The 20,167-nt window shown below is 37.7% G+C and carries 16 protein-coding genes and 1 pseudogene; 8 read left to right on the top strand and 9 right to left on the bottom strand.

Going from position 1 to position 20,167, the window contains the following annotated elements:
• Positions 1 to 54 precede the first annotated feature (54 nt).
• Positions 55 to 480 (bottom strand): 6-pyruvoyl trahydropterin synthase family protein, encoded by a 426-nt coding sequence (locus MUA88_RS09970; protein WP_262603999.1) that lies wholly within the window; start codon positions 478 to 480, stop codon positions 55 to 57.
• 230 nt (positions 481 to 710) lie between these two features.
• On the opposite strand from MUA88_RS09970, the gene MUA88_RS09965 reads away from it, so the two are divergent.
• Together MUA88_RS09965 and MUA88_RS09960 are read left to right on the top strand one after the other, a co-directional pair.
• Positions 711 to 2,501 carry an ABC transporter ATP-binding protein gene (locus MUA88_RS09965; protein WP_262603998.1) on the top strand — a complete coding sequence of 597 codons (1,791 nt, stop codon included), beginning with the start codon at positions 711 to 713 and terminating at the stop codon, positions 2,499 to 2,501.
• Complete coding sequence (locus MUA88_RS09960) at positions 2,485 to 4,272, top strand: ABC transporter ATP-binding protein (protein WP_262605501.1); 1,788 nt, start codon at positions 2,485 to 2,487, stop codon at positions 4,270 to 4,272. Before MUA88_RS09965 ends, MUA88_RS09960 begins: the two co-directional genes overlap by 17 nt.
• Positions 4,273 to 4,343: 71 nt before the next feature.
• Here the strand turns inward: MUA88_RS09960 and MUA88_RS09955 are convergent, their stop codons facing one another.
• Both MUA88_RS09955 and MUA88_RS09950 read right to left on the bottom strand, forming a co-directional pair.
• Complete coding sequence (locus MUA88_RS09955; RefSeq protein WP_262603996.1) at positions 4,344 to 5,729, bottom strand: alanine/glycine:cation symporter family protein; 1,386 nt, start codon at positions 5,727 to 5,729, stop codon at positions 4,344 to 4,346.
• Between the two features lie 491 nt (positions 5,730 to 6,220).
• A complete protein-coding gene (locus MUA88_RS09950; RefSeq protein ID WP_262603995.1) occupies positions 6,221 to 8,176 on the bottom strand; it encodes a fructose-1,6-bisphosphatase in 1,956 nt (651 codons plus the stop codon).
• 473 nt (positions 8,177 to 8,649) lie between these two features.
• On the opposite strand from MUA88_RS09950, the gene MUA88_RS09945 reads away from it, so the two are divergent.
• From MUA88_RS09945 to MUA88_RS09925, 5 genes are all read left to right on the top strand, one after another.
• Positions 8,650 to 9,921 (top strand): pyruvate MFS transporter, encoded by a 1,272-nt coding sequence (locus tag MUA88_RS09945; RefSeq protein WP_262603994.1) that lies wholly within the window; start codon positions 8,650 to 8,652, stop codon positions 9,919 to 9,921.
• Between the two features lie 151 nt (positions 9,922 to 10,072).
• Positions 10,073 to 11,281 (top strand): MFS transporter, encoded by a 1,209-nt coding sequence (locus MUA88_RS09940; RefSeq protein ID WP_262605500.1) that lies wholly within the window; start codon positions 10,073 to 10,075, stop codon positions 11,279 to 11,281.
• Between the two features lie 189 nt (positions 11,282 to 11,470).
• On the top strand, positions 11,471 to 12,064 hold the full coding sequence (gene srtA / locus MUA88_RS09935; RefSeq protein WP_481906579.1) for a class A sortase SrtA: 594 nt from the start codon (positions 11,471 to 11,473) through the stop codon (positions 12,062 to 12,064).
• 133 nt (positions 12,065 to 12,197) lie between these two features.
• The gene (locus MUA88_RS09930; RefSeq protein WP_262605499.1) at positions 12,198 to 13,340 is read left to right on the top strand and encodes a glycerate kinase family protein; all 1,143 of its coding nucleotides are present in this window, start codon (positions 12,198 to 12,200) and stop codon (positions 13,338 to 13,340) included.
• A 16-nt stretch (positions 13,341 to 13,356) separates the two neighbouring features.
• A complete protein-coding gene (locus MUA88_RS09925; protein ID WP_262603990.1) occupies positions 13,357 to 13,911 on the top strand; it encodes an LURP-one-related family protein in 555 nt (184 codons plus the stop codon).
• 54 nt (positions 13,912 to 13,965) lie between these two features.
• Here MUA88_RS09925 and scdA read toward each other — a convergent pair whose 3' ends face one another.
• The 5 genes and pseudogenes from scdA to MUA88_RS09900 all read right to left on the bottom strand — a co-directional run bounded on the left by scdA (position 13,966) and on the right by MUA88_RS09900 (position 17,916).
• Positions 13,966 to 14,640 carry an iron-sulfur cluster repair di-iron protein ScdA gene (scdA, locus tag MUA88_RS09920; RefSeq protein ID WP_262603989.1) on the bottom strand — a complete coding sequence of 225 codons (675 nt, stop codon included), beginning with the start codon at positions 14,638 to 14,640 and terminating at the stop codon, positions 13,966 to 13,968.
• Positions 14,641 to 14,940: 300 nt separating this feature from the next.
• Positions 14,941 to 15,630: an amino acid ABC transporter permease gene (locus MUA88_RS09915; protein ID WP_262603988.1), complete on the bottom strand. Its 690-nt coding sequence runs from the start codon at positions 15,628 to 15,630 to the stop codon at positions 14,941 to 14,943.
• A gap of 13 nt (positions 15,631 to 15,643) precedes the next feature.
• Positions 15,644 to 16,324, bottom strand: a complete 681-nt coding sequence (locus MUA88_RS09910; protein ID WP_262603987.1) for an amino acid ABC transporter permease — start codon at positions 16,322 to 16,324, stop codon at positions 15,644 to 15,646.
• Positions 16,314 to 17,171, bottom strand: coding sequence for an amino acid ABC transporter substrate-binding protein (locus tag MUA88_RS09905; RefSeq protein ID WP_262603986.1), 858 nt, complete (start codon positions 17,169 to 17,171; stop codon positions 16,314 to 16,316). Before MUA88_RS09905 ends, MUA88_RS09910 begins: the two co-directional genes overlap by 11 nt.
• Positions 17,168 to 17,916: pseudogene (locus tag MUA88_RS09900) on the bottom strand (amino acid ABC transporter ATP-binding protein). The gene MUA88_RS09905 and the pseudogene MUA88_RS09900 overlap by 4 nt, the downstream one beginning before the upstream one ends.
• A 170-nt stretch (positions 17,917 to 18,086) precedes the next feature.
• Here MUA88_RS09900 and MUA88_RS09895 point away from each other — a divergent pair.
• On the top strand, positions 18,087 to 19,157 hold the full coding sequence (locus MUA88_RS09895) for a PTS sugar transporter subunit IIC (protein ID WP_262605498.1): 1,071 nt from the start codon (positions 18,087 to 18,089) through the stop codon (positions 19,155 to 19,157).
• 86 nt (positions 19,158 to 19,243) lie between these two features.
• Here the strand turns inward: MUA88_RS09895 and pflA are convergent, their stop codons facing one another.
• Positions 19,244 to 20,005 carry a pyruvate formate-lyase-activating protein gene (gene pflA, locus MUA88_RS09890; protein ID WP_262605497.1) on the bottom strand — a complete coding sequence of 254 codons (762 nt, stop codon included), beginning with the start codon at positions 20,003 to 20,005 and terminating at the stop codon, positions 19,244 to 19,246.
• Positions 20,006 to 20,167 lie beyond the last annotated feature (162 nt).

The raw sequence follows: 20,167 nt of genomic DNA, 5'->3' as shown, positions 1-20,167 counted from the left end.
TAAAGAGACCTTAAAACGGGATAACAGGGTGTTTTAAGGTCTCTTTGATATGTGTTAAGTGAGTAGATCATGTGTGAGTTTGATGCCTTGTTCGGGTGTTTCTTTTAAAACGAGTGTATGTAACATGACATCACTTGGCAGAACAGCCGTTAGTTGCTGCCATATCCAATAGGCAATATTTTCCGCTGTTGTACTCATCTCTGGAAGCGTGTCATTTAGTAGTTGCCCGTCAAGGTAAGGCGCTAAATGCGTGCGATAAAGTTTGTCAATCTCATGGAAGTCGACGGCGATACCTTGTGTGTTCGTGGTTGCTTGAAATGCAAGTTCTAATTGATACGTATGGTTCGGCAGGTTGATATATGCCTGATTTGTAAAATAAATACGATTATCACATGTGAATTGGTAATGTTTTAGCACGTGTACAGGTGACTGATGGAATGCGAATGTCTTGGGTGCTTGTAGATGATCAAATTGAGACATTTGGATACTCCTTTTCAGCTTTTTTTCAAGTTTAGCACAAACAACTATGCAATTCATTTTTGGAGAAATGTGTCATGGATATCTGCTATAATCATTGAACTGCGTAAAATTTAAAGCACCAATTACTTTTTCTAGGGAAATATTTTGTATATGATAGTATATAAAGGTTATTTTTTGTAACTTTACATAAAAGTTGAAAATAACGATGTATATCATGGGGGTGGTCAGTTTTGAAAGTATTTAGAGATTTAAGCTGGTTTTTTAAACAGGAGAGAAAGCGATATGTTATCGCATTGGTCGCAATGATTATTACGACTTTTTGTAGTTTAGTACCACCAAGAATGATTGGTTTTGTAATTGACCATATTACAGAAGGGACATTGACACCAAGATTATTAACGATATGTCTACTGATTATGATGGGGTTAGGGGTACTGATCTATTTATTACGCTTTGTGTCACGTATGCAATTATTTGGTGCTAGTGCAAAGTTAGGACGTATTTTACGTGAACGTCTGTATGAAAAATATACGCGTATGAGTCCCTCTTTTTACCAACAATATCGAACAGGGGATTTGATGGCACACGCCACAAACGATATTCGTGCGGTACAAAGTTCAGCAGGGATTGGGGTCTTAACGATTAGTGATGCACTGATCACAGGGGGCATGACACTCGCGATGATGGCAATCACAGTAAGTCCCAAATTGACACTGATCGCAATCTTACCGCTGCCTATTCTCGTGTTGGCTACAAACTATTATGGCCGTTTATTACATGAGACATTCAAGAAAGCACAGGCTGCCTTCAGTCAATTGAATGATAAAACGCAGGAAAGTATTTCGGGTATTAAAGTCACGAAGTCCTTTGGCTATGAAGATGATGATGAAGCGGATTTCCGTGAGTTAAGTGATGAAGTTGTTGGAAAAAATATGCGTGTTGCAAAAATAGATGCGCTTTTTGATCCAACCATTCAACTTGTGCTTGGTGCGAGTTACTTACTCAGTATGGTGTTTGGTGCCATCATGACACTCAATGGCGAAATCTCAATTGGTGAATTAGTCACATTCACAACATACTTAAATATGCTTGTTTGGCCGCTATTAGCACTTGGTTTCTTTTTTAATATTGTACAGCGTGGTCACGCCTCATATGATCGTATACGTCAAATAGAAAGTGTTGAGAATGATGTGAAAATGGTGGCCGATACACAGGCTGCACCATCGGGGGATATTGTGTTCAAGTTAGATCATTTCCAATTTCCTGATGAACAGTCGCCAAGACTACATGATGTTCACTTTACATTAAAAGAGGGCATGACATTAGGGATTGTCGGCAGCACTGGTTCTGGAAAAAGTCTGCTGTTACGCCTCTTATTACGTGAATTTGATACAGAGGGAGCAGAGGATATTCAATATGGTGGGCGTGCGATTCGTCATTATGACATTGATGAACTACGCGCACGATTTGGTTATGTTCCACAAGAACACTTTTTATTTTCAACAACAATACGTGGCAATATCGCCTTTAGTCAACCGGATATATCAGATGAAGTATTGTATCATGCTAGTCAGATGAGTCATATTCACCGTGATATTATGGCGCTACCAGACGGATACGATACAGTTGTTGGTGAGCGTGGTGTGTCATTATCTGGTGGACAGAAACAACGTATTTCTATTGCACGTGCATTGATCAAAGCACCGGATGTACTCATTTTAGATGATGCGTTATCTGCTGTAGATGCTGAGACGGAAGCAGCCATACTGCATAACTTAAAAGAGACACGTCAAGGCAAGACAAATATTATTACAGCACATCGTATGAGTGCAGTGATGCATGCGGATATGATTCTCGTAATGCGCGAAGGAACTATTGTTGAGCGCGGTACACATGATGAACTCCTTGCACAAGATGGCTGGTATGCGGAAACGTTTCATGCACAAGCAATGCAAGCCCGCTACAAAGAAGATTTAACACAGCAAGTAGAAAGGGGTGGTCAAGATGGCGAGACAGACTAAAGAAGTCGTACAATTATCTGCAAAAGAACAATGGCAAGTCCTTTTAAGACTTCTGAAATATACATTGCCATTTAAAAAATTGATTGCCCTAGCTTTAGTGACACTCAGTATTTCGATTGCTGCGAGTATGAGTATTCCATATATTGTGAAGGTTTTTATTGATGAATATTTATTACAATCAAGATTGTCGAATCAACAAGTGATTGGCCTTCTGATTGCTTTTATCGTTATACAAATCGTTGGGGCTATTACAACATATTTAAGTGTGTATTACTTACAATATCTTGCACTTAAAGTTATTCAGCAGCTACGTATTGATGCTTTCCATGACATTACACGATTGGGTATGGCATTTTTTGATAAAACGCCAAGTGGTAGTATTGTTTCAAGATTAACGAATGATACGGAAGCCATTATTGAAATGCTTACAGGTGTGTTGACGTCATTTTTACAAGCATTCCTAATGATTATAGCAAGTTTTGTCATGATGTTTGTACTAGATATTCGAGTGGCATTTTTTGCCCTAATATTTGTTCCAATCATTGTGGTGATACTCGCACTGTATCGTAAGTTTGCATCTGTGTACTTCAATGAAACACGTCAGCGTTTATCTGACTTGAATGCGAAGTTAGCAGAATCTATTGAAGGCATTAAAATCATTCAAGTATTCAATCAGCAACAACGTTTACGAGAAGAATTCGGTGCGATTAATGAATCACATTATGAAAAATCAATGAAGACAATTCAATTGGATAGCTTGATGTTACGTCCGGCTATGACGATGTTGGCGACCTTTGCAACGGTCATGATATTAGGTTACTTCGGTGTTTTGAGCTTTAGTGAAACAGTCACTGCTGGTGTGATTTATGCATTTATTCAATATATGCAACGCTTTTTTGAACCGATTAACCAAGTGAGTCAGAACTTGAATATCTTTCAACAAGCGATTGTTTCTGCAAGTCGTGTTTTCAAGATGATGGATAATGAAACACTTGCACCCGTACAAAAAGAAGAACATAATAAAGCAATTCAACAAGGGCGTATTGAATTTAAAAATGTGAGCTTTAGTTATGATGGTACAAATGATGTGCTATATAACATTTCATTCACAGCAGAACCTGGTCAAACAGTCGCATTAGTGGGACATACAGGATCAGGGAAAAGTACGATTGCAAACTTATTTATGCGGTTCTATGAGTTTGAACGTGGAGATATTTTAATCGATGGTGTATCGATTAAATCATATACGCAGAAGACGTTGAAACAAAGTATCGGGTTGGTATTACAAGATCCATTTATCTTTTATGGCACGGTTGCATCGAACATTCGACTATATCATCCAACCATGACATTTGAACAAGTAGAAGCAGCAGCGAAGTTTGTACATGCGCATGACTTTATTATGCAGTTGTCGGATGGTTATGATCATCAAGTAATTGAACAAGGACGTGCGTTTTCAAGTGGTCAGCGTCAATTGATTGCTTTTGCGCGTACGATGGCGATGGATCCTAAGATTTTATTATTGGATGAAGCTACAGCGAATATTGATTCTGAAACAGAGGAAGCGATTCAGGAATCCTTAGCTAAAATGCGTCATGGCCGAACAACATTAGCGATTGCTCACCGTCTCTCTACTATTCAAGATGCAGATCAAATCCTCGTATTGAATAAAGGTGTGATTGCTGAAAGAGGGACTCACGATGAATTGATTGCACAACGGGGGATTTACTACAACTTATATCAACTGCAACTAAGAGGAGAACTACTATAGTAAGAAAAAATGGGAGTGGGACGACGAAATCTTTTATAGAGAAAAAGATTTCTGTCCCACTCCCATTTATATTATGATGCTTTACGCAAAGATGGTTTGAAGTAATCTTCTGTTTCTTGTTTGATCACTTTGTATAAAAGTAAGATACCAATTAAGTTTGGAATCATCATCAATGCATTGGCAACATCGGCGAAAAGCCATACCGTACGTAAATCTGCAACAGTTCCTAAGAAAGTAGCTGCTACATAAACAACGCCGTATAACATGACGTATTTGACACCGAATAAGTATTCGAAACATTTCGCACCGTATACGAACCATGCAATAATTGTTGAGAAACCAAAGAAGATAACAGATAGTGAAACAACATATTCACCAACGACACCAAGACTAGAACCAAAGGCTACACTTGTTAAAGCACCTGCTTCTAATTTTGGATCATGTGTAACACCTGATAACAAGCCACCACTTGGATCCCAGTAACCTGTTACAAGTAATACAAGAGCAGTCATCGTGCATACAACGATTGTTACGATGAATGTACCTGTCATCGCTACAAGTGCTTGAATAGCAGGATGACCTGACTTCGCGTTACCTGAGATTAACGCCACAGTACCTAAACCAGCTTCGTTTGAGAAAATCCCTTTTGATACACCGTTTTGAACGGCTTGCATTACCATAATACCTGTAAAGCCCCCTGCAGCTGATACAGGTGTGAATGCATATTCAAAGATTAAACCAAATGCTGGGATGATTTTGTCATAATTAATCAAAATAATTGTGACAGCAGCACCGATATAGAAGATGGCCATCATCGGTACAAAGACTCCCGCTACGTTACTAATACGTTTTAGTCCGCCAAAGATAATTAATGAGATAAGAATGGCTAAAATAATCCCCGTAATAAAGCCACTCACATTAAATGAATTTGTCATGACGTCAGCAATCGTATTAGATTGTACGCTGTTACCAATACCTAATGCAGCAAAAGCGCCAAACATCGCAAAGGCAACTGCTAAAAATTTGAAACGAGAACCAAGGCCCTTTTCAATGTAGTACATTGGTCCACTTGAATATTCGCCATTGGCATTTTGCTCACGATATTTCATGGCCAATAAAGCTTCGGCATACTTTGTTGTCATACCGAGTAAACCTACAACCCACATCCAGAATACAGCACCTGGTCCACCAAGTGTAACGGCAGTCGCGACCCCTGCGATATTACCGTTCCCGATCATTCCGGCAAGTGATGTCATTAAAGCTTTAAAGTTACTAATGTCTCCTTCGCTTTCCTCTTGGCTTTTATCCGGTATAAAAGCAAGTTTGAAAGCATGTAGTAACTTTGTGAACTGCATGCCTTTTAAGACGAAAGTCAAAAATAGACCTGTCCCAGATAGTAAAATTAAACTTGGTGCCCCCCATAAGACACCACTAATTTTCTCTAGGATTTCTACCATGCATAACCCCTCCAGTATATTCACTTCATAAGTAAACGCTTTCATTATTATAGTATATATGAGTTCAAAATGTAAAATATGAGTGGTAAGTTGAGAAATGATTTATGAATCATCATATTTAAATAGGTAAGTTGATGAATTTCTCAACATAAGCATTCAATGATAAAGATCGTCTCATTATGAAATGGTACAACTTATTTTTTGAATTGCACTATAAAATTTTAACTCTTTCATGTTTAAAAATCTACTTAAAACTGAAAAAGAATAATGTGTATTTACAAATGATAAAAAGCTTGTCATTTCTTTTATATAAAAGAAATCACTGAGGCGTATATGAATCAAGGCCTTGAATATGTTGACACAATTTGATTTTTAGGTGCATTGAAATGGGGATTGTTTGTGTATATGCACTATCATAACGATTCAAAAAATAAAAAATAGACAATGAAATACTGTTATGAAAATAGTGTTTCATTGTCTGGAAAAGAGGGTTATTTCATATAGCGATATGTCATCAGTTCTTTTAACATATCAATCTCTTTTTGTAATTCAACGCCCTTATTTGTATCTTTAATCATTTTTCGTTCGAGTTCTTCATCAACAACACGACGAATAGATAATTCATCCTCACCGGTTTCGAGGACATTTTCTTTCGAGTTGAATTGTTGATGGGCTACAAGTTGCATACCAAATGAATTATAGAGCAATGTGTAGCCGGCAATCCCTGTTGTAGATTGGTAAGCTTTTGAGAAGCCACCATCAATAACAAGCATCTTACCGTTGGCTTTAATTGGATCCTCGCCATCACGCTCTTTGACAGGTGTATGGCCATTGATAATACGACCTTGTTCAGGGTCCATATCAAATTCTTTTAACATTGACTTCACATAAGATTCCTGCTCACGTAAATGATAGTAAGGATTTTTTTCTTCCTTATGTGTCGATTTATCTTTAATGAAGTAACGTTCAAATGTTGTCATGGCACGTTTACCAAAGAGTGATGAATATTTCCCGGTCCATAAGTACCATACTAAGTCTGTAGAAATATCATCTTGTTCATCTAAGTGTTCATAAGCATGGCGTACATGTGTTTCAAAAGCATCAATCAGTTCACGACCTGAGGCATATTGTCCATCAATGACCATGCCTTCCATTTCGCCAGACTCATCCACAGGAATACAACCATGAATGAGGAGGTTGCCGTTATAACGCAAGTAAAGATTCCCTTTTTTCATTAAGAAGTCGATATGACGGCGTAACTTTTCTGACTCTTGGAAAGCAATAATCAAGCGATCCATCACTTCTTGTTCTTCTTCTAAAAGTGCCGTCGGATTGCGTGGGTCAACCGTTTTGAAACATGTATTTTCTAATGGATAGACAGTACCGTTCAATTCAAGTGTTTGTTCACGATAGTTGACTTTGTCTAGTAACAGACGGGAATCCATATCAAATTCAGGGCGACGTTTAATGATCGGTCCTTCAAGTTTAAATTGAATCATTGCAATTGCTTGATGAATCTTAGTAATTTGTAGTTGTTCAGATGCCGATGGTGTTTTTTCAGGATGCTTTTTTGGACGGAAGGCAGGGTTATCATCATAGTATTTTTCTGCCAATGTAAGTAATGGTCGCAAGTTAATGCCATATGCATCCTCAATAATATCTAAGTTGTCATAACGTGCGCAGATACGCAATAAGTTAGCAAGACATACTTTAGAACCGGCATAGGCCCCCATCCATAAAACATCGTGGTTCCCCCATTGAATATCGACAGAATGATAGTCAATCAACGTGTCCATAATTTTGCCCGGGTGAGGCCCACGGTCATAAATATCTCCGACCACATGTAGGTGATCGACGACAAGTCTTTGAATCGTATTAGCAAGGCCAATGATCAACTTGTCTGCCTGATTTAATTCAATGACTTGGTGAATAATTGTTGAGTAATAGTTACTCTTATTGTTGTAGCGGTTTGTTTTATACAACAATTCTTCAATAATAAAGACGAATTGCTTTGGTAAAGCTTTTCTCAATTTTGAGCGTGTATATTTTGAAGAAGTGAATGTCACTAATTCTAATAATAAGTGAATTGTACGTTCATACCACTCGTTACGTGCTTCTTTAGAGTCAAAGTTAGCTTTAATTAATTTAATTTTATCTTCGGGATAGTAAACTAAAGCAATCAACTCATTGATGTCATCTTCAGAAAGACGTTCTTCAAAAATGTCGTGTATTTTTGATTGGATGTTACCAGAACCATTGCGTAACACGTGTTGGAATGCATGATATTCCCCGTGTAAGTCGCTGACAAAGTGTTCTGTCCCTTTAGGTAACTCTAAAATAGACGCTAAACTAATCAACTCAGTTGCGACTTTTTCTTCTGAATCATATTTTTCAGCAAGTAAGTCGAGATATTGCTTCTTGAGTTCTTCTTCTTTAGTTGAATACATGTGATAGACACCTCTTACTCAATCATTAATTTATTTTAAGCGCTTCCAACTATATTAAACCATATTATTTAAATTACGTTAATAAACAACATTTGAACTTTTTCACAATGATTGAGAGAGGATTGATTGGTTTATCCAAGTGAGAATATTAAGAGAGGGATTGAATGAAATTGGGGATGGAAGGCATTTTTTACAAATACAACACTAAAATAATGAAAAAACAGTCAAAGACACCACACTCTTTTATACTATTTCGTAATAATAAAAATTCTTCAGATATTCTTAATTTATAAGGACTTTTAAATAGGACAATGATGGTTTATGAAACTACTTTATTTGTGATAAAATGCACAAACTGGAACCGGTTACTTCACACTTAAAAATTTTCTTGTAAACGTTTTCGACCTGTGGTATATTCATATTGCTAATTTGATAAGGTCATCAGATGACCTAATGAAAGCGGGGTAAAAATTATGACAGGAAAGAGAACAAATGTCCGTTGGATGTTTGCAGGGCTTTTCTTCCTAATCGGGGTTATCGCTTATATGGACAGAGCGAACATCTCATATATCGCTGTTCCGATGATGGAAGATTTACATTTAACAAAGACGCAATTCGGGTTCTTAGCGTCATTCTTCTCACTTGGTTATGCATTAATGCAAGTACCTTCAGGGTTATTAGCTGAGAAGTTCGGACCGAAAAAAATGATTTCGGTTGCATTGATCTGGTGGAGCGCATTCACAATCTTAACAGGATTAGTGAAAAACCACGGTTTACTATACTTAGTACGTTTCTTATTCGGTGTTGGGGAAGCGCCGATGTACCCATCAAACGCTGTGTTCAACACACATTGGTTTGGTAAGAACGAAAAAGGTCGTGCATCAAGTGCATTATTAGCAGGTTCATACTTTGGACCAGTATTAGCACCATTCGTGACAGTGGCAATCTATACTACTTTTGGCTGGCAAGCTGTATTCTACATTTTTGGTGCAATTGGTTTCTTAATTGCCTTATTATGGATGATTATTGCAAAAGACTTACCTGAACATCACAAAATGGTAAGTGAAGCTGAAAAACAATTCATTATGGAAAACCGTGATGTTGTAACAACTGAAAAATCTTCAGCACCATGGGGAATCTTTTTCAAACGTTTTAGCTTCTATGCAATTGCAGCACAATACTTTATCGTACAATTCGCAATCACATTGTTCTTAATGTGGTTACCAACATACTTAATGGAAACATTCCATATTGATAACTTAACAATGAGTAAGATTGCGGGTATTCCATGGTTCGTCATGTTTATTTTAATTTTATCTGGTGGTGTGATTTCAGATAAGATTTTAAGTGCAGGTAAGTCACGTTTCGTAGCACGTGCAACAATCGCAATTGCTGGTTTCGTTGTCTTCGGTGTGGCATTAAACTTTGCTGTAAGCGCACAAACATTAACGATGAATATTTTCTGGATGTCACTATGTTTAGGTGGTATTGGACTTTCAATGGTTATGAGCTGGGCGTCAGCAACTGACTTAGGTCGTAACTTTGCTGGTACAGTATCAGGTTGGATGAACTTATGGGGTAACATTGGTGCGATGTTAAGTCCAATTCTTGCAGGTTACCTTGCAACAATTATGGGCTGGCCTACTACATTACGCTTAATGCTTATTTTAGTAGTGATCGCGATCATCTTATGGTTCTTCGTTAAACCAGACCACCCATTAATCAAAGATGAATCAGAAGCTTAATACAAATTTTATATATTGAAATCAAAGTCAGGATACGTGCAATATCCTGGCTTTTTTATGTGCTTCTCTTTTTAGGTTAAAACGATATTGAGTGTCTCAATGATTTATCATACAATTTTAGTGTATATTTATTTAAATTAAGGGGGACTATATGTATAAATTATCTAATAACTTCAAGCATTTATACTATAGTCAATTGTTTTCAAACATAGGGGATATTATCTATATTGTTGCACTTATTGCTTATGTGTATCAGTTAACGGGAGAAGCACGGTATGCTTCACTCATTCCAATTTGTGTGACCACCTTTTTGTTTTTAAGTGGCTTAATTGCAAATTATTGGTATATCAAATTTAATGAGCTAAATGTGATGCGTGTATCACAGCTACTTAAAACGCTTGTAATGACAGGAATACTATTTATTGTGGCTTTTAATATGAATATGATGCTGTTATTTTTATGTATTTGTATCAATTCTTTCTTAGATGGACTGATTAACCCTGTCAAAAATGCGATGATTCCAATGATTGAAGATAAGCAGCATATCGTACTGGCTAATTCCAAAATGAACGTCATGTATAATACGATACAAGTTATTTCTTGGGCTTTAGGTGGTATATTGATTGCGTCAATTGGCTATAGAAATGTGGTACTTGTGACAATTTTGACATATGTATTATCAGTGTATTTCATTTCTAAAATTAACATTCATAAGATACCGGATAGAGTGGCAGACAATCCATTCAAAGCTTTTTCTGATATGATTCATTTTAATCGTAGTAATAGACATAGTATTTATTTAAATGCGACAACAATTGTGGAATCATTGGCGCATAGTGCGTGGATTTCGGCGATACTTTTAGTGTTTGTGAGAGTGGTCTTAAAACGTGAAGAATATATGTTTGGTATGATCAATTCAGTCTTTTTTGCAGGTATTATACTTGCGGGGCTGATCGTATCGAAATACAGCAATGTTATTGAAGAAAAGGCGAAGGTCATTCTTATATACGGAGCGATGGTATGTGCCGTTTTAAATGTGCTATTTGGAGTTAATAATTGGGTACCTATCGTACTCTTAATTTCATTTGTATATGGTTTCTTTGATCAATTAAGAGCGATAATCATGCACTCAACGATACAAGTGAATTTAGAAGAAGTACATATCGTTAAGGTTTATACACTCAATAATATGGTCTATTCAGTAGGCTTTTGTATAGGTACATTATTTATTTCTTATATAGCTGACAAAATTGGTGTGACAACTGTTTATTTTGTAGCAGGTTTTGCTTATGTAGTTAGTGCATTTATTTCTATGTATTACATGAAGGGAAAAGATGGCTCATCAGAGGACATGGTGTAATAAGTTTGTCTACTGAGAATACAATAAACAATGTCTCAACCTCGCGATGTCAGTGTTCAAGGAGCAGGGATTTCGACAGGACCCACACTGCTCCTTTCCTACGATCCCATGTTCAATCAATTCATATAGGTATTTTTCAAGCAATGTGGTAGAATAGGTCTACATATTTAAGAGTGAAAGAGGAAACGAATCATGAAATTGAAGAATATTTTATTCCCACTACTTGGGGTTGTATTAATCTTAGGGGGATTATATTTAGTATTTAAGCCTAAAGTTGATAGCTATTTTGCGCAACGTGAGACAGAAGAAAAGATTGAACAATATGAGTCTAAACCAACTAAGGCGCAGAAAAAACAAGAAATACCGAAAGATAAATCTCAGGTTGTTGGTATTTTAAGCATTCCTTCAGTGGATATTAAGGAAGCAGTGTACCCAGGCGCTGCAACACCGGAACAGTTACAACGTGGATTAGCATTTGCAGAAGAAGATGAGTCGTTGACAGATCAAAACATTTCTATTGCGGGTCATACAGATTATAACTTATATAATCAGTTTACAGACTTACATAAAGCAAAGAAGGGTGACAAAGTAACGTTCAAAATAGGGGATGAGGAACGTAAGTATAAGATTACCTCTATTAAAGATGTCGATCCGACACAAGTGGAAGTATTGGAAGAAATGCAAAAAGATAAAGACCAGTTAACATTGATTACATGTGATGACTATGATCCAAATACAGGTCAATGGTTGAAACGTAGTATCTATGTGGCTGAAGCAGCATAAAGTTAATGGTGATATACGGCTTATGAGCAGGAAAACTGTTGATAAGTCGTTTTTTTGTCGTTTATCAGATAAATGATGTAGCAATTTTAGCGATATAATAGTACTAAAAGATAAATAAATGAGGTGTGACAACATGAAACGATTAGTAATTGCGCCCGATTCATTTAAAGGGTGTATGACAGCGATGGAGGCAGCGCAAGCCATTGAAACAGGTTGCCGTTCAGTAATGGGAGATATATGGTCTTATGATAAAGTCCCTATGGCAGACGGAGGAGAAGGATCAACACAATCATTGCATGACGCGCTGAATGGTGTATGGAAAACAGCAGACGTGACGGGACCATTGGGTCAGACAGTTCGTGCTGTATACAGCCTTGCATTTGGAGGGACAACAGCTGTGATTGAAATGGCTGCGGCATCTGGTTTAGACTTGTTAACACCAGATACATTGGACCCACTAAAAGCAACCACATATGGGACAGGTGAGATGATAAGAGATGCTCTAGATCAAGGCGTATCACGTATTATTTTAGGCATTGGAGGTAGTGCAACGAATGATGGTGGTGCAGGTTTATTACAAGCGCTAGGTGTACAACTTTTAGATAATCATGGTGCACCTATAGAACGTGGTGGTGCAGCGTTACAAAATTTAGCACATATTGACTTAACAGAGATGGATTCAAGATTGTCAGATGTGACGATTGAAGTAGCATGTGATGTAACAAATCCACTACTTGGAGAGACAGGTGCTACGGCCGTCTATGGTGCGCAGAAAGGTGTCACAGAAGAAACATTTCCAATTCTTGAGCAGGCACTTACGCAATATCATCAAGTGATACAGCGAGATTTACAAAAAGATGTTGCAAACATTCCGGGAGCCGGTGCTGCAGGGGGATTAGGCGCAGGATTACTGGCGTGCTTACCTGTTACATTGCGTAGTGGTGTGGATATTGTTTTGGGTGTGACGAACTTCAAACATCATGCATTGAATGCGGACTTGGTGATTACAGGAGAAGGTCGTATTGATGGACAAACAGCTTTTGGAAAAACGCCCGTCGGTGTGGCCCAAGCTGCTAAAAAGTATCATAAGCCAGTGATCGCTGTAGCGGGTAGTATTGGAACAGGTTATGAAGCGGTGTTTGAACAAGGTATTGATGCGGTATATAGTTTATCATCAGGACCTAATACATTAGAAGTGGCGTTAGCAGAAGGTCCAGCTTCATTACAGCGTTGGGCGGAGAATATGGCACGTTTTTATCAAATTGCACATACTTAATAAGGGGGAAAGTGCTATGACAACCTATCATTATAAAGAAAATTTTTGGGATGGTTCGACAAAAGAAATACCTGTCTATAATGAACAAGATACACAAGTAATGTCGTTACGCATTTTGCACAAAAAGAAGAAAAGTAAGATGTCGGCTTGGTTAAGTTCAATGAAACAAGAGTATGAGATTACAGACGGAAATGATTTATATACAGTACATCGTGAGAAATCGTTGCGCACATTATTTTTTCCAGAGTGGCAAGTGTCCCATAATGGAAAAACAATCGGCACGCTCAAAGTACGTTTTAGTTGGTTGAAACCGAAGATGCATTATACGGATATACACGGGAATGAATTTAAGATACAAACAGGATTGTTATCACATGGTATCGTCATAAAAGATGAACGTGAATCAGAATTATTAAAGTCTAAATCAAGTTACTTTAAAATTAGAACAGAGCATCATGTGACAATCAATACGGATCAGTACCCATCATTATTGATGATGTTACTTTTCCAAGTGGCATTTGAATATTTTGAAGTTATGCGAGAAAGTGCCTCATCAAGTGGTGCAAGTTAAATAAGAAAGCACAAAAATAAGACTGGCAAACGCCAGTCTTATTTTATATCGCAATTATGCACTTACTTTTGGGAAAAGTACGTGGTTTTCAAGGTGAACATGCGCGTGTGTTTCTGATTCTAATGCTTCTAAACGGTTGTAAACAAGACGCCATGTACCACATGCTTCTGCTGGTGGTTGGTAACCATTTGTCAGTTCGCGCATTTTTTCAAGTAATGCACCTGTACCAGTGTGATCGTCAACAAGTGATTGTACTGCTTCTTCAAGGTCAGGTACTTCTTCACCATTGTGTGCTTTGATTAATTTAGGGAATGTTTCTTTATCTTCTTCATCAGTGTGTGTTAACATACCTGATTTGTATGTGTCGTAAAGGTCTTTTAATTCCAATAAGTATGGATGGCTTGGACCGTGAACACGTGCTAATTTTGTCACGTAAGGTGTTAATTGTTTTAACTCCTCACGTAATGTTTCGTGATAACGTGCTTCGATATATTGAATAAGTGAAGGTACATCTAAGTAACTTGGGTTGATACCTTCTGCTTGGATTTTGCTTGCTTCTTCTAATTCTGGTAATAATGTATCTACTTCAGCGCGTTTGCTATTTGCAGCTGCTTCATCGATTGAGATTTGACCACCACAACAAAAGTCGATGCCATACTTACGGAAAACATCAGCCGTTTTTGGATATTTTGTAACTACATCTGCTACTTTTTCTGTTGATTGTATCATTTTGGAACATCCTTTCCCTATATGAGTGATAACTCTAGTATACGCCTATTGTGATAAAATGAACATTAGGGAAAAGGCTAAGTTTGTGACGGGAAAATGACTAATTGATTATCATTCTCAAAAAATAATTGCGAAAGTAAGGAGAATTGCCCTAAACAAGAGCCTTTATATTTCAAAGGTTTACAAGCATGACATAGGGAGAAAAGAAATAATCTAAATGAGAATATATCTAAAAAAGATGACCAGGATGTGAAAATAACGATGGCTTTCACATCTTGGTCTATATTTATTAAATAGGAATTATGCGCGTAGGTAACGTGTGGTACGTCCTTCGATTCGGTGGAAAAGATATTCTAATACAATGGCTAATGCCCAATAGAAAATGACAGCAATCGTATACACCTCAACAAAGCGATAACCTTCATTGGCAATCACAGCACTCACACCCATAATTTCTGGAATTTGGATGGCGAATGCGAGAGAAGTCCCCTTAATCAGTGCGATAAATTGGTTTTCGATATTTGGAAGCGCATAGCCATAAGCTTGTGGTAAGACAATGCGTGTATAGAGATGCCACTTGCTTAGTCCGATTGTTTGTGCAGCTTCATACTGGTCTTGAGATACGGCTAATAAGCCCCCTTTAATACTTTCTGACAAATAAGCTACTGCATGTAATGAAAAGGCGATGAGCGCAATCATAAGCGGATGAAACATATCCGGGTTGAGCTGCCAGTTAAAGCGTGCGTTAAGTCCAAGTATCAGTGCAGGTAAGCCATAATAAAAAATAAATAATTGTACAATCAGTGGTGTACTGCGCATGAATGAATTATATACAACGATGATCTGTGACAGTACAGGTACACGTTGAAATTGTATCAATGCAAAAAGGCTTCCAATCAACAAGCCGGCAATCATCGCAACGACTGCGACCGCAATAGTATAAGGAACGCCTTTTAAGACTTCTGTAAATGCTTCTATCATAAATGACATGTTTATTTCCTCCTTATACTTGGTATGGGCGACTTGAACGATGTGAAACAAATGACAATACACCTTGAACAATTAATGCAAGAGCCCAATAAATAATTGAGATGACAATATAGACTTCTAACATGCCCAGCCCATAGTTATTGCCGATAATCAGTTGAACTTGTCCCATCATATCGATAATACCAATTGTAAAAGCAAGAGAAGTATCTTTGATGAGTTCGATAATTTGTGTCGTTAAGTTCGGTAAACTATTGCGTAAAGCTTGTGGTACGATAATACGTCGAATAATTTGTGGGTAGGAAAGACCTACAGTTAAACCAGCTTCTACTTGTGCATATGGAACGGATTGATATCCTGCACGAATGACTTCTGACAAATAAGCACCCGAATGCAACGTAAATGCTAAAATCGCAAAAAAGATTCGGCTCCATTGGTTGATATCAATACCAATAAAAAGTAGCACTTGTGGCAATGCAAAGTACACTAGGAAAAGTTGCAACACAAGTGGCGTACTACGGCTGAATGACAAGAAAACACGTACGATTGGATTCAGAATTGGCGTACGTCGAATGCGTATCACGGCAAGAATCAACCCAAGAATCAGTGCGAAAAAGAGTGCAGTGACAATCATGACGAGTGTGATAGGTAATTGTTGTAGTACTTGTTGGAACAAACTTGGCCAATTAATATTCATGTTGCTGCACCTCCAATGCGTCAACATGTTGGTTGATCGTTTCTAAGTCTTGGTATACATCGATATCAAAGTAACGGTGTGAAAGTTCTTTTAACTTGCCTTCCTCTTTCAATTCTTTTGTGGCACGATCGATATCATCGTGTAATTGTTTGTTTTCTTTGTTATAAACAATGTGTAATGGTTCTTTGGTAACGATGCCACCGATTTTAACATCTTGATTTAATTCTTTTTGAATCGCTGTATACGTATTCCAGTTGATAAACATTGCGTCACGGCGACCTTGTGATACCATTTTTAAGTTATCCCCATTAGAAGGCGAATGGATCGTATCGATATCAATTTGTGCATCATGTGATTCGTTGTAGCGAGATAGAATAGAATACAGACCGCCACTTGGTGCCATTGGTGTGAGGCGGTGGTTTGTCATATCATCTAAACTATGAATCGTGTCATTATCTTTATGTACTGTCAGCATAGTGAGTGAGTAGCTATACGGTTCATTTTGATAGAGGAACTTTTCTTCACGCTCAGGTGTTTTAAAGAACCAATTAATGGCCATATCGAACTTACCTGCTCCTAGTCCAACTAAATTTGCTTCTTCTTCACCTACCTCATATTGAAAGTCATATTGTGGCAGTTTCTTTTCTAGTAGTTTCATGTAATCCATATCTAATCCAATAAAGTTGTTATTTTTATCTGTATATAAATAAGGTGGATTGACTTCAGCCGAGACCGCTACTTTTACCACTTTCTTCTCTTTAGATTGAGAAGAGGTTTCTGATTGACAGCTTGCAAGCAGTGTGGCGAGTCCCACAACTAAAAAAAGCTGAAACAGGCGTTTAATCATACAATCACCTGCTTCGTATCAACACGGTCTAAGAATTGTTTGAGACGTGGGTGTTCACGATCATGCAAAACTTGTTCAGGTGAGCCTTGTGCAATGATTTTCCCTTCATCAATAAAGATGATTTGATCGGCTACAGCTTCAGCAAATTGAATCTCATGTGTAACAAGTGTCATTGTCATCCCTTGTTGTGCAATCTTTTGGATAAGTGCAAGAATGCCACTGACTGATTCCGGGTCAAGTGCTGAGGTAGGTTCATCTAATAAAAGTAGCTTTGGATTAAGTGCGAGTGCACGTACAATACCAATACGCTGACTTTGCCCACCAGAAAGTTGAATCGGATAATGGTGTGCATGCTGACGTAAGTTGACTTCATCAAGCAAATCATAAGCGATCTTCTCGCATCTGCTTTGGAATATTTTTGACCATATATTAAGCCTTCAGTAATATTTTCTAATGCTGTTTTATTACTGAAGAGATTGTAATTTTGAAAGACCATCGCGGATTGATTGCGAAGGTGTTTAATATCTTGTTTTGATTTATGTTCAAAGTCTACTGTAGCATCACCGATTGAAATCTGTCCTTTTTCAGGTTGAACAAGTGCATTCAACGTACGTAAAAGTGTTGTTTTACCTGAACCACTTGGCCCGATGATGGCAGTAACTGTACCTTGTGGTTGTGAAAATGATACATCATGAAGAACCGTTTTTTCATGATATTTTTGATGTAAATTTTTAACTTCTAACATGTGGTTCCCCTCCCTGAAAATAAAAATACCACATAATATCTTATCGTTAAAGTCGGGATTAAAAATAATTCCACTTTTTAGTTATTTTTGTCAAAATCTTCTAAAAAAATAAATGCGTTTAGCGTATAATAGCAAAAAAAGAGATGTACAAAATAGTAGGAGGAAAGTATATGGAAAAAGCTCAAAGTGAGAAAATGACATTTAAAAAATTTACTTTTAACGTATTAAATGGTTTAGCAGTTGCCATTGTTGTTGGATTGATTCCAAACGCTGTATTAGGAGGATTGTTTCAATATCTAGGACAATCTATTCCTGTATTTGAAACATTACATCATGTCGTTTTAGGTATTCAATTTGCATTACCTTTAATGGTAGGGGTACTGATTGCATTTCAATTTAAGTTAAATCCAATGGAAACAGCTGTTGTTGGCGCCGCAGCATATGTTGGGTCAGGGGCCGCTCAAGCGACAGAAGCAGGTTGGCAAATTGTCGGTATCGGTGACCTGATCAATACGATGTTAACAGCTTCAATCGCAGTGCTAATGGTCCTTTGGTTGAGTGGACGTTTAGGCAGCCTAACGATTATTCTATTACCTATATTAGTAGGTGGGATTCCAGGATTCATTGGTCTCCTAACATTGCCGTATGTCAGCAAAATCACGCTCGCGATTGGCGATGTTGTTAATACACTGACAACATTACAACCACTCTTGATGTGTATGTTAATTGCCATCTTGTTCTCATTTATTATCGTATCTCCTGTCTCAACAATTGCAGTTGGCTTGGCGATTGGAATTTCAGGTCTTGCAGCAGGCGCCGCAGCGATTGGTGTTGCAGCTGCAGCGGTCGTATTATTTATTGGGACTCTCCGTGTTAATAAACTCGGTGTACCTGTGGCGATTATATTAGGTGGTATGAAGATGATGATGCCGAATATTATTCGTTATCCTATCCTTTTATCACCAATTGGTGTGACGGCAGGAATTACAGGTATCGTTGGTTCAATTGTTGGGATTGAAGGGACAAAAGAATCAGCAGGTTTTGGTATCGTTGGATTAGTGGGTCCGATTAAGGCATTAGAATTTTTAACACAAGATCCGTTGATAAATGTATTATTGGTAGGATTTGTATTTATCGGTGTCCCATTTATTGTTGGATTTATCGTTAATACATTGTTCTGTAAAGTATTGAAATTATATAAACCAGATATTTATCGCTTTACCGCAAATGAAGAAGGATAATAGAAAAATGAAAGCGACACGCACAGGGGAATGCGTGTCGCTTTTTTACGATATTCTTATATAGGTAGGAGTATGTTTTTTAATGGTTATCCGACTGGTGTTAAGGGGGTTACACCGTTAAAGTTAACCAATTGATATGCTTTTTCTACGTCTTCATCTGTTGGAGGGGAGACGTTTTCAAGTTCGTATGGGATACCTAGTGCTTCCCATTTGTGAACACCTAGCTGATGATATGGAAGGAGTTCAAATTTTTCAACATTGCCTAACTGATTAATAAATTCACCGAGTGCACGGAGGTCTTCTGGGGCGTCAGTGAGACCTGGTACAAGAACGTGGCGTATCCAGATAGGTTGTTTTTTATCAGCTAAGTATTGAATATATTTTAATATATGGGTGTTTGGTTTTCCTGTTAAGCGTTTATGCTTTTCATTATCAATATGCTTAATATCGACCATTAATAAATCAGTATGAGGGAGTAGTTGGTCGAAATGTTTGCGAAAAGCTTCGGAGTCATTCGCACAGCCTAGTGATGTATCAATGCATGTGTGAATGCCGTGTGCTTGTAATTTCTCAAAAAGTTCTTCAATAAATGGCATTTGGAGAAGCGGTTCTCCACCACTTACGGTCACACCGCCTCCAGATGCTTGGAAATAAGGGAGATACGGTGTAATATCAGCTACAAGTTCATCAGATGTTGCGGTTCTTGACGGTTCATTTACTTTCCATGTATCAGGGTTATGGCAGTATAAGCAACGCAACAAGCAACCTTGTGTAAAGATGATATAGCGTAGACCAGGGCCGTCTACAGTACCTAAACTCTCTATTGAATGAATGTGTCCTTTTAACATCGTATATCCCTCTATTCCCTTTCATTATTTAGTGTTTAAATAGTGATTGGCAATCATAAGTTAAATGGGGTCTATTTAATCTTATCTATGCCTTTCACAACCTCGTGATGTCAGTGTTCAAGGAGCAGGGTTTTCGACAGAATAGGGAGCACTACAGAAAAA

The sequence above is a fragment of the Staphylococcus sp. IVB6240 genome (assembly GCF_025558425.1).
Lineage (GTDB): Bacteria > Bacillota > Bacilli > Staphylococcales > Staphylococcaceae > Staphylococcus.
Note: the sequence above shows the minus strand (reverse complement) of the source record. Positions and strands in the feature narration are given on the sequence as shown.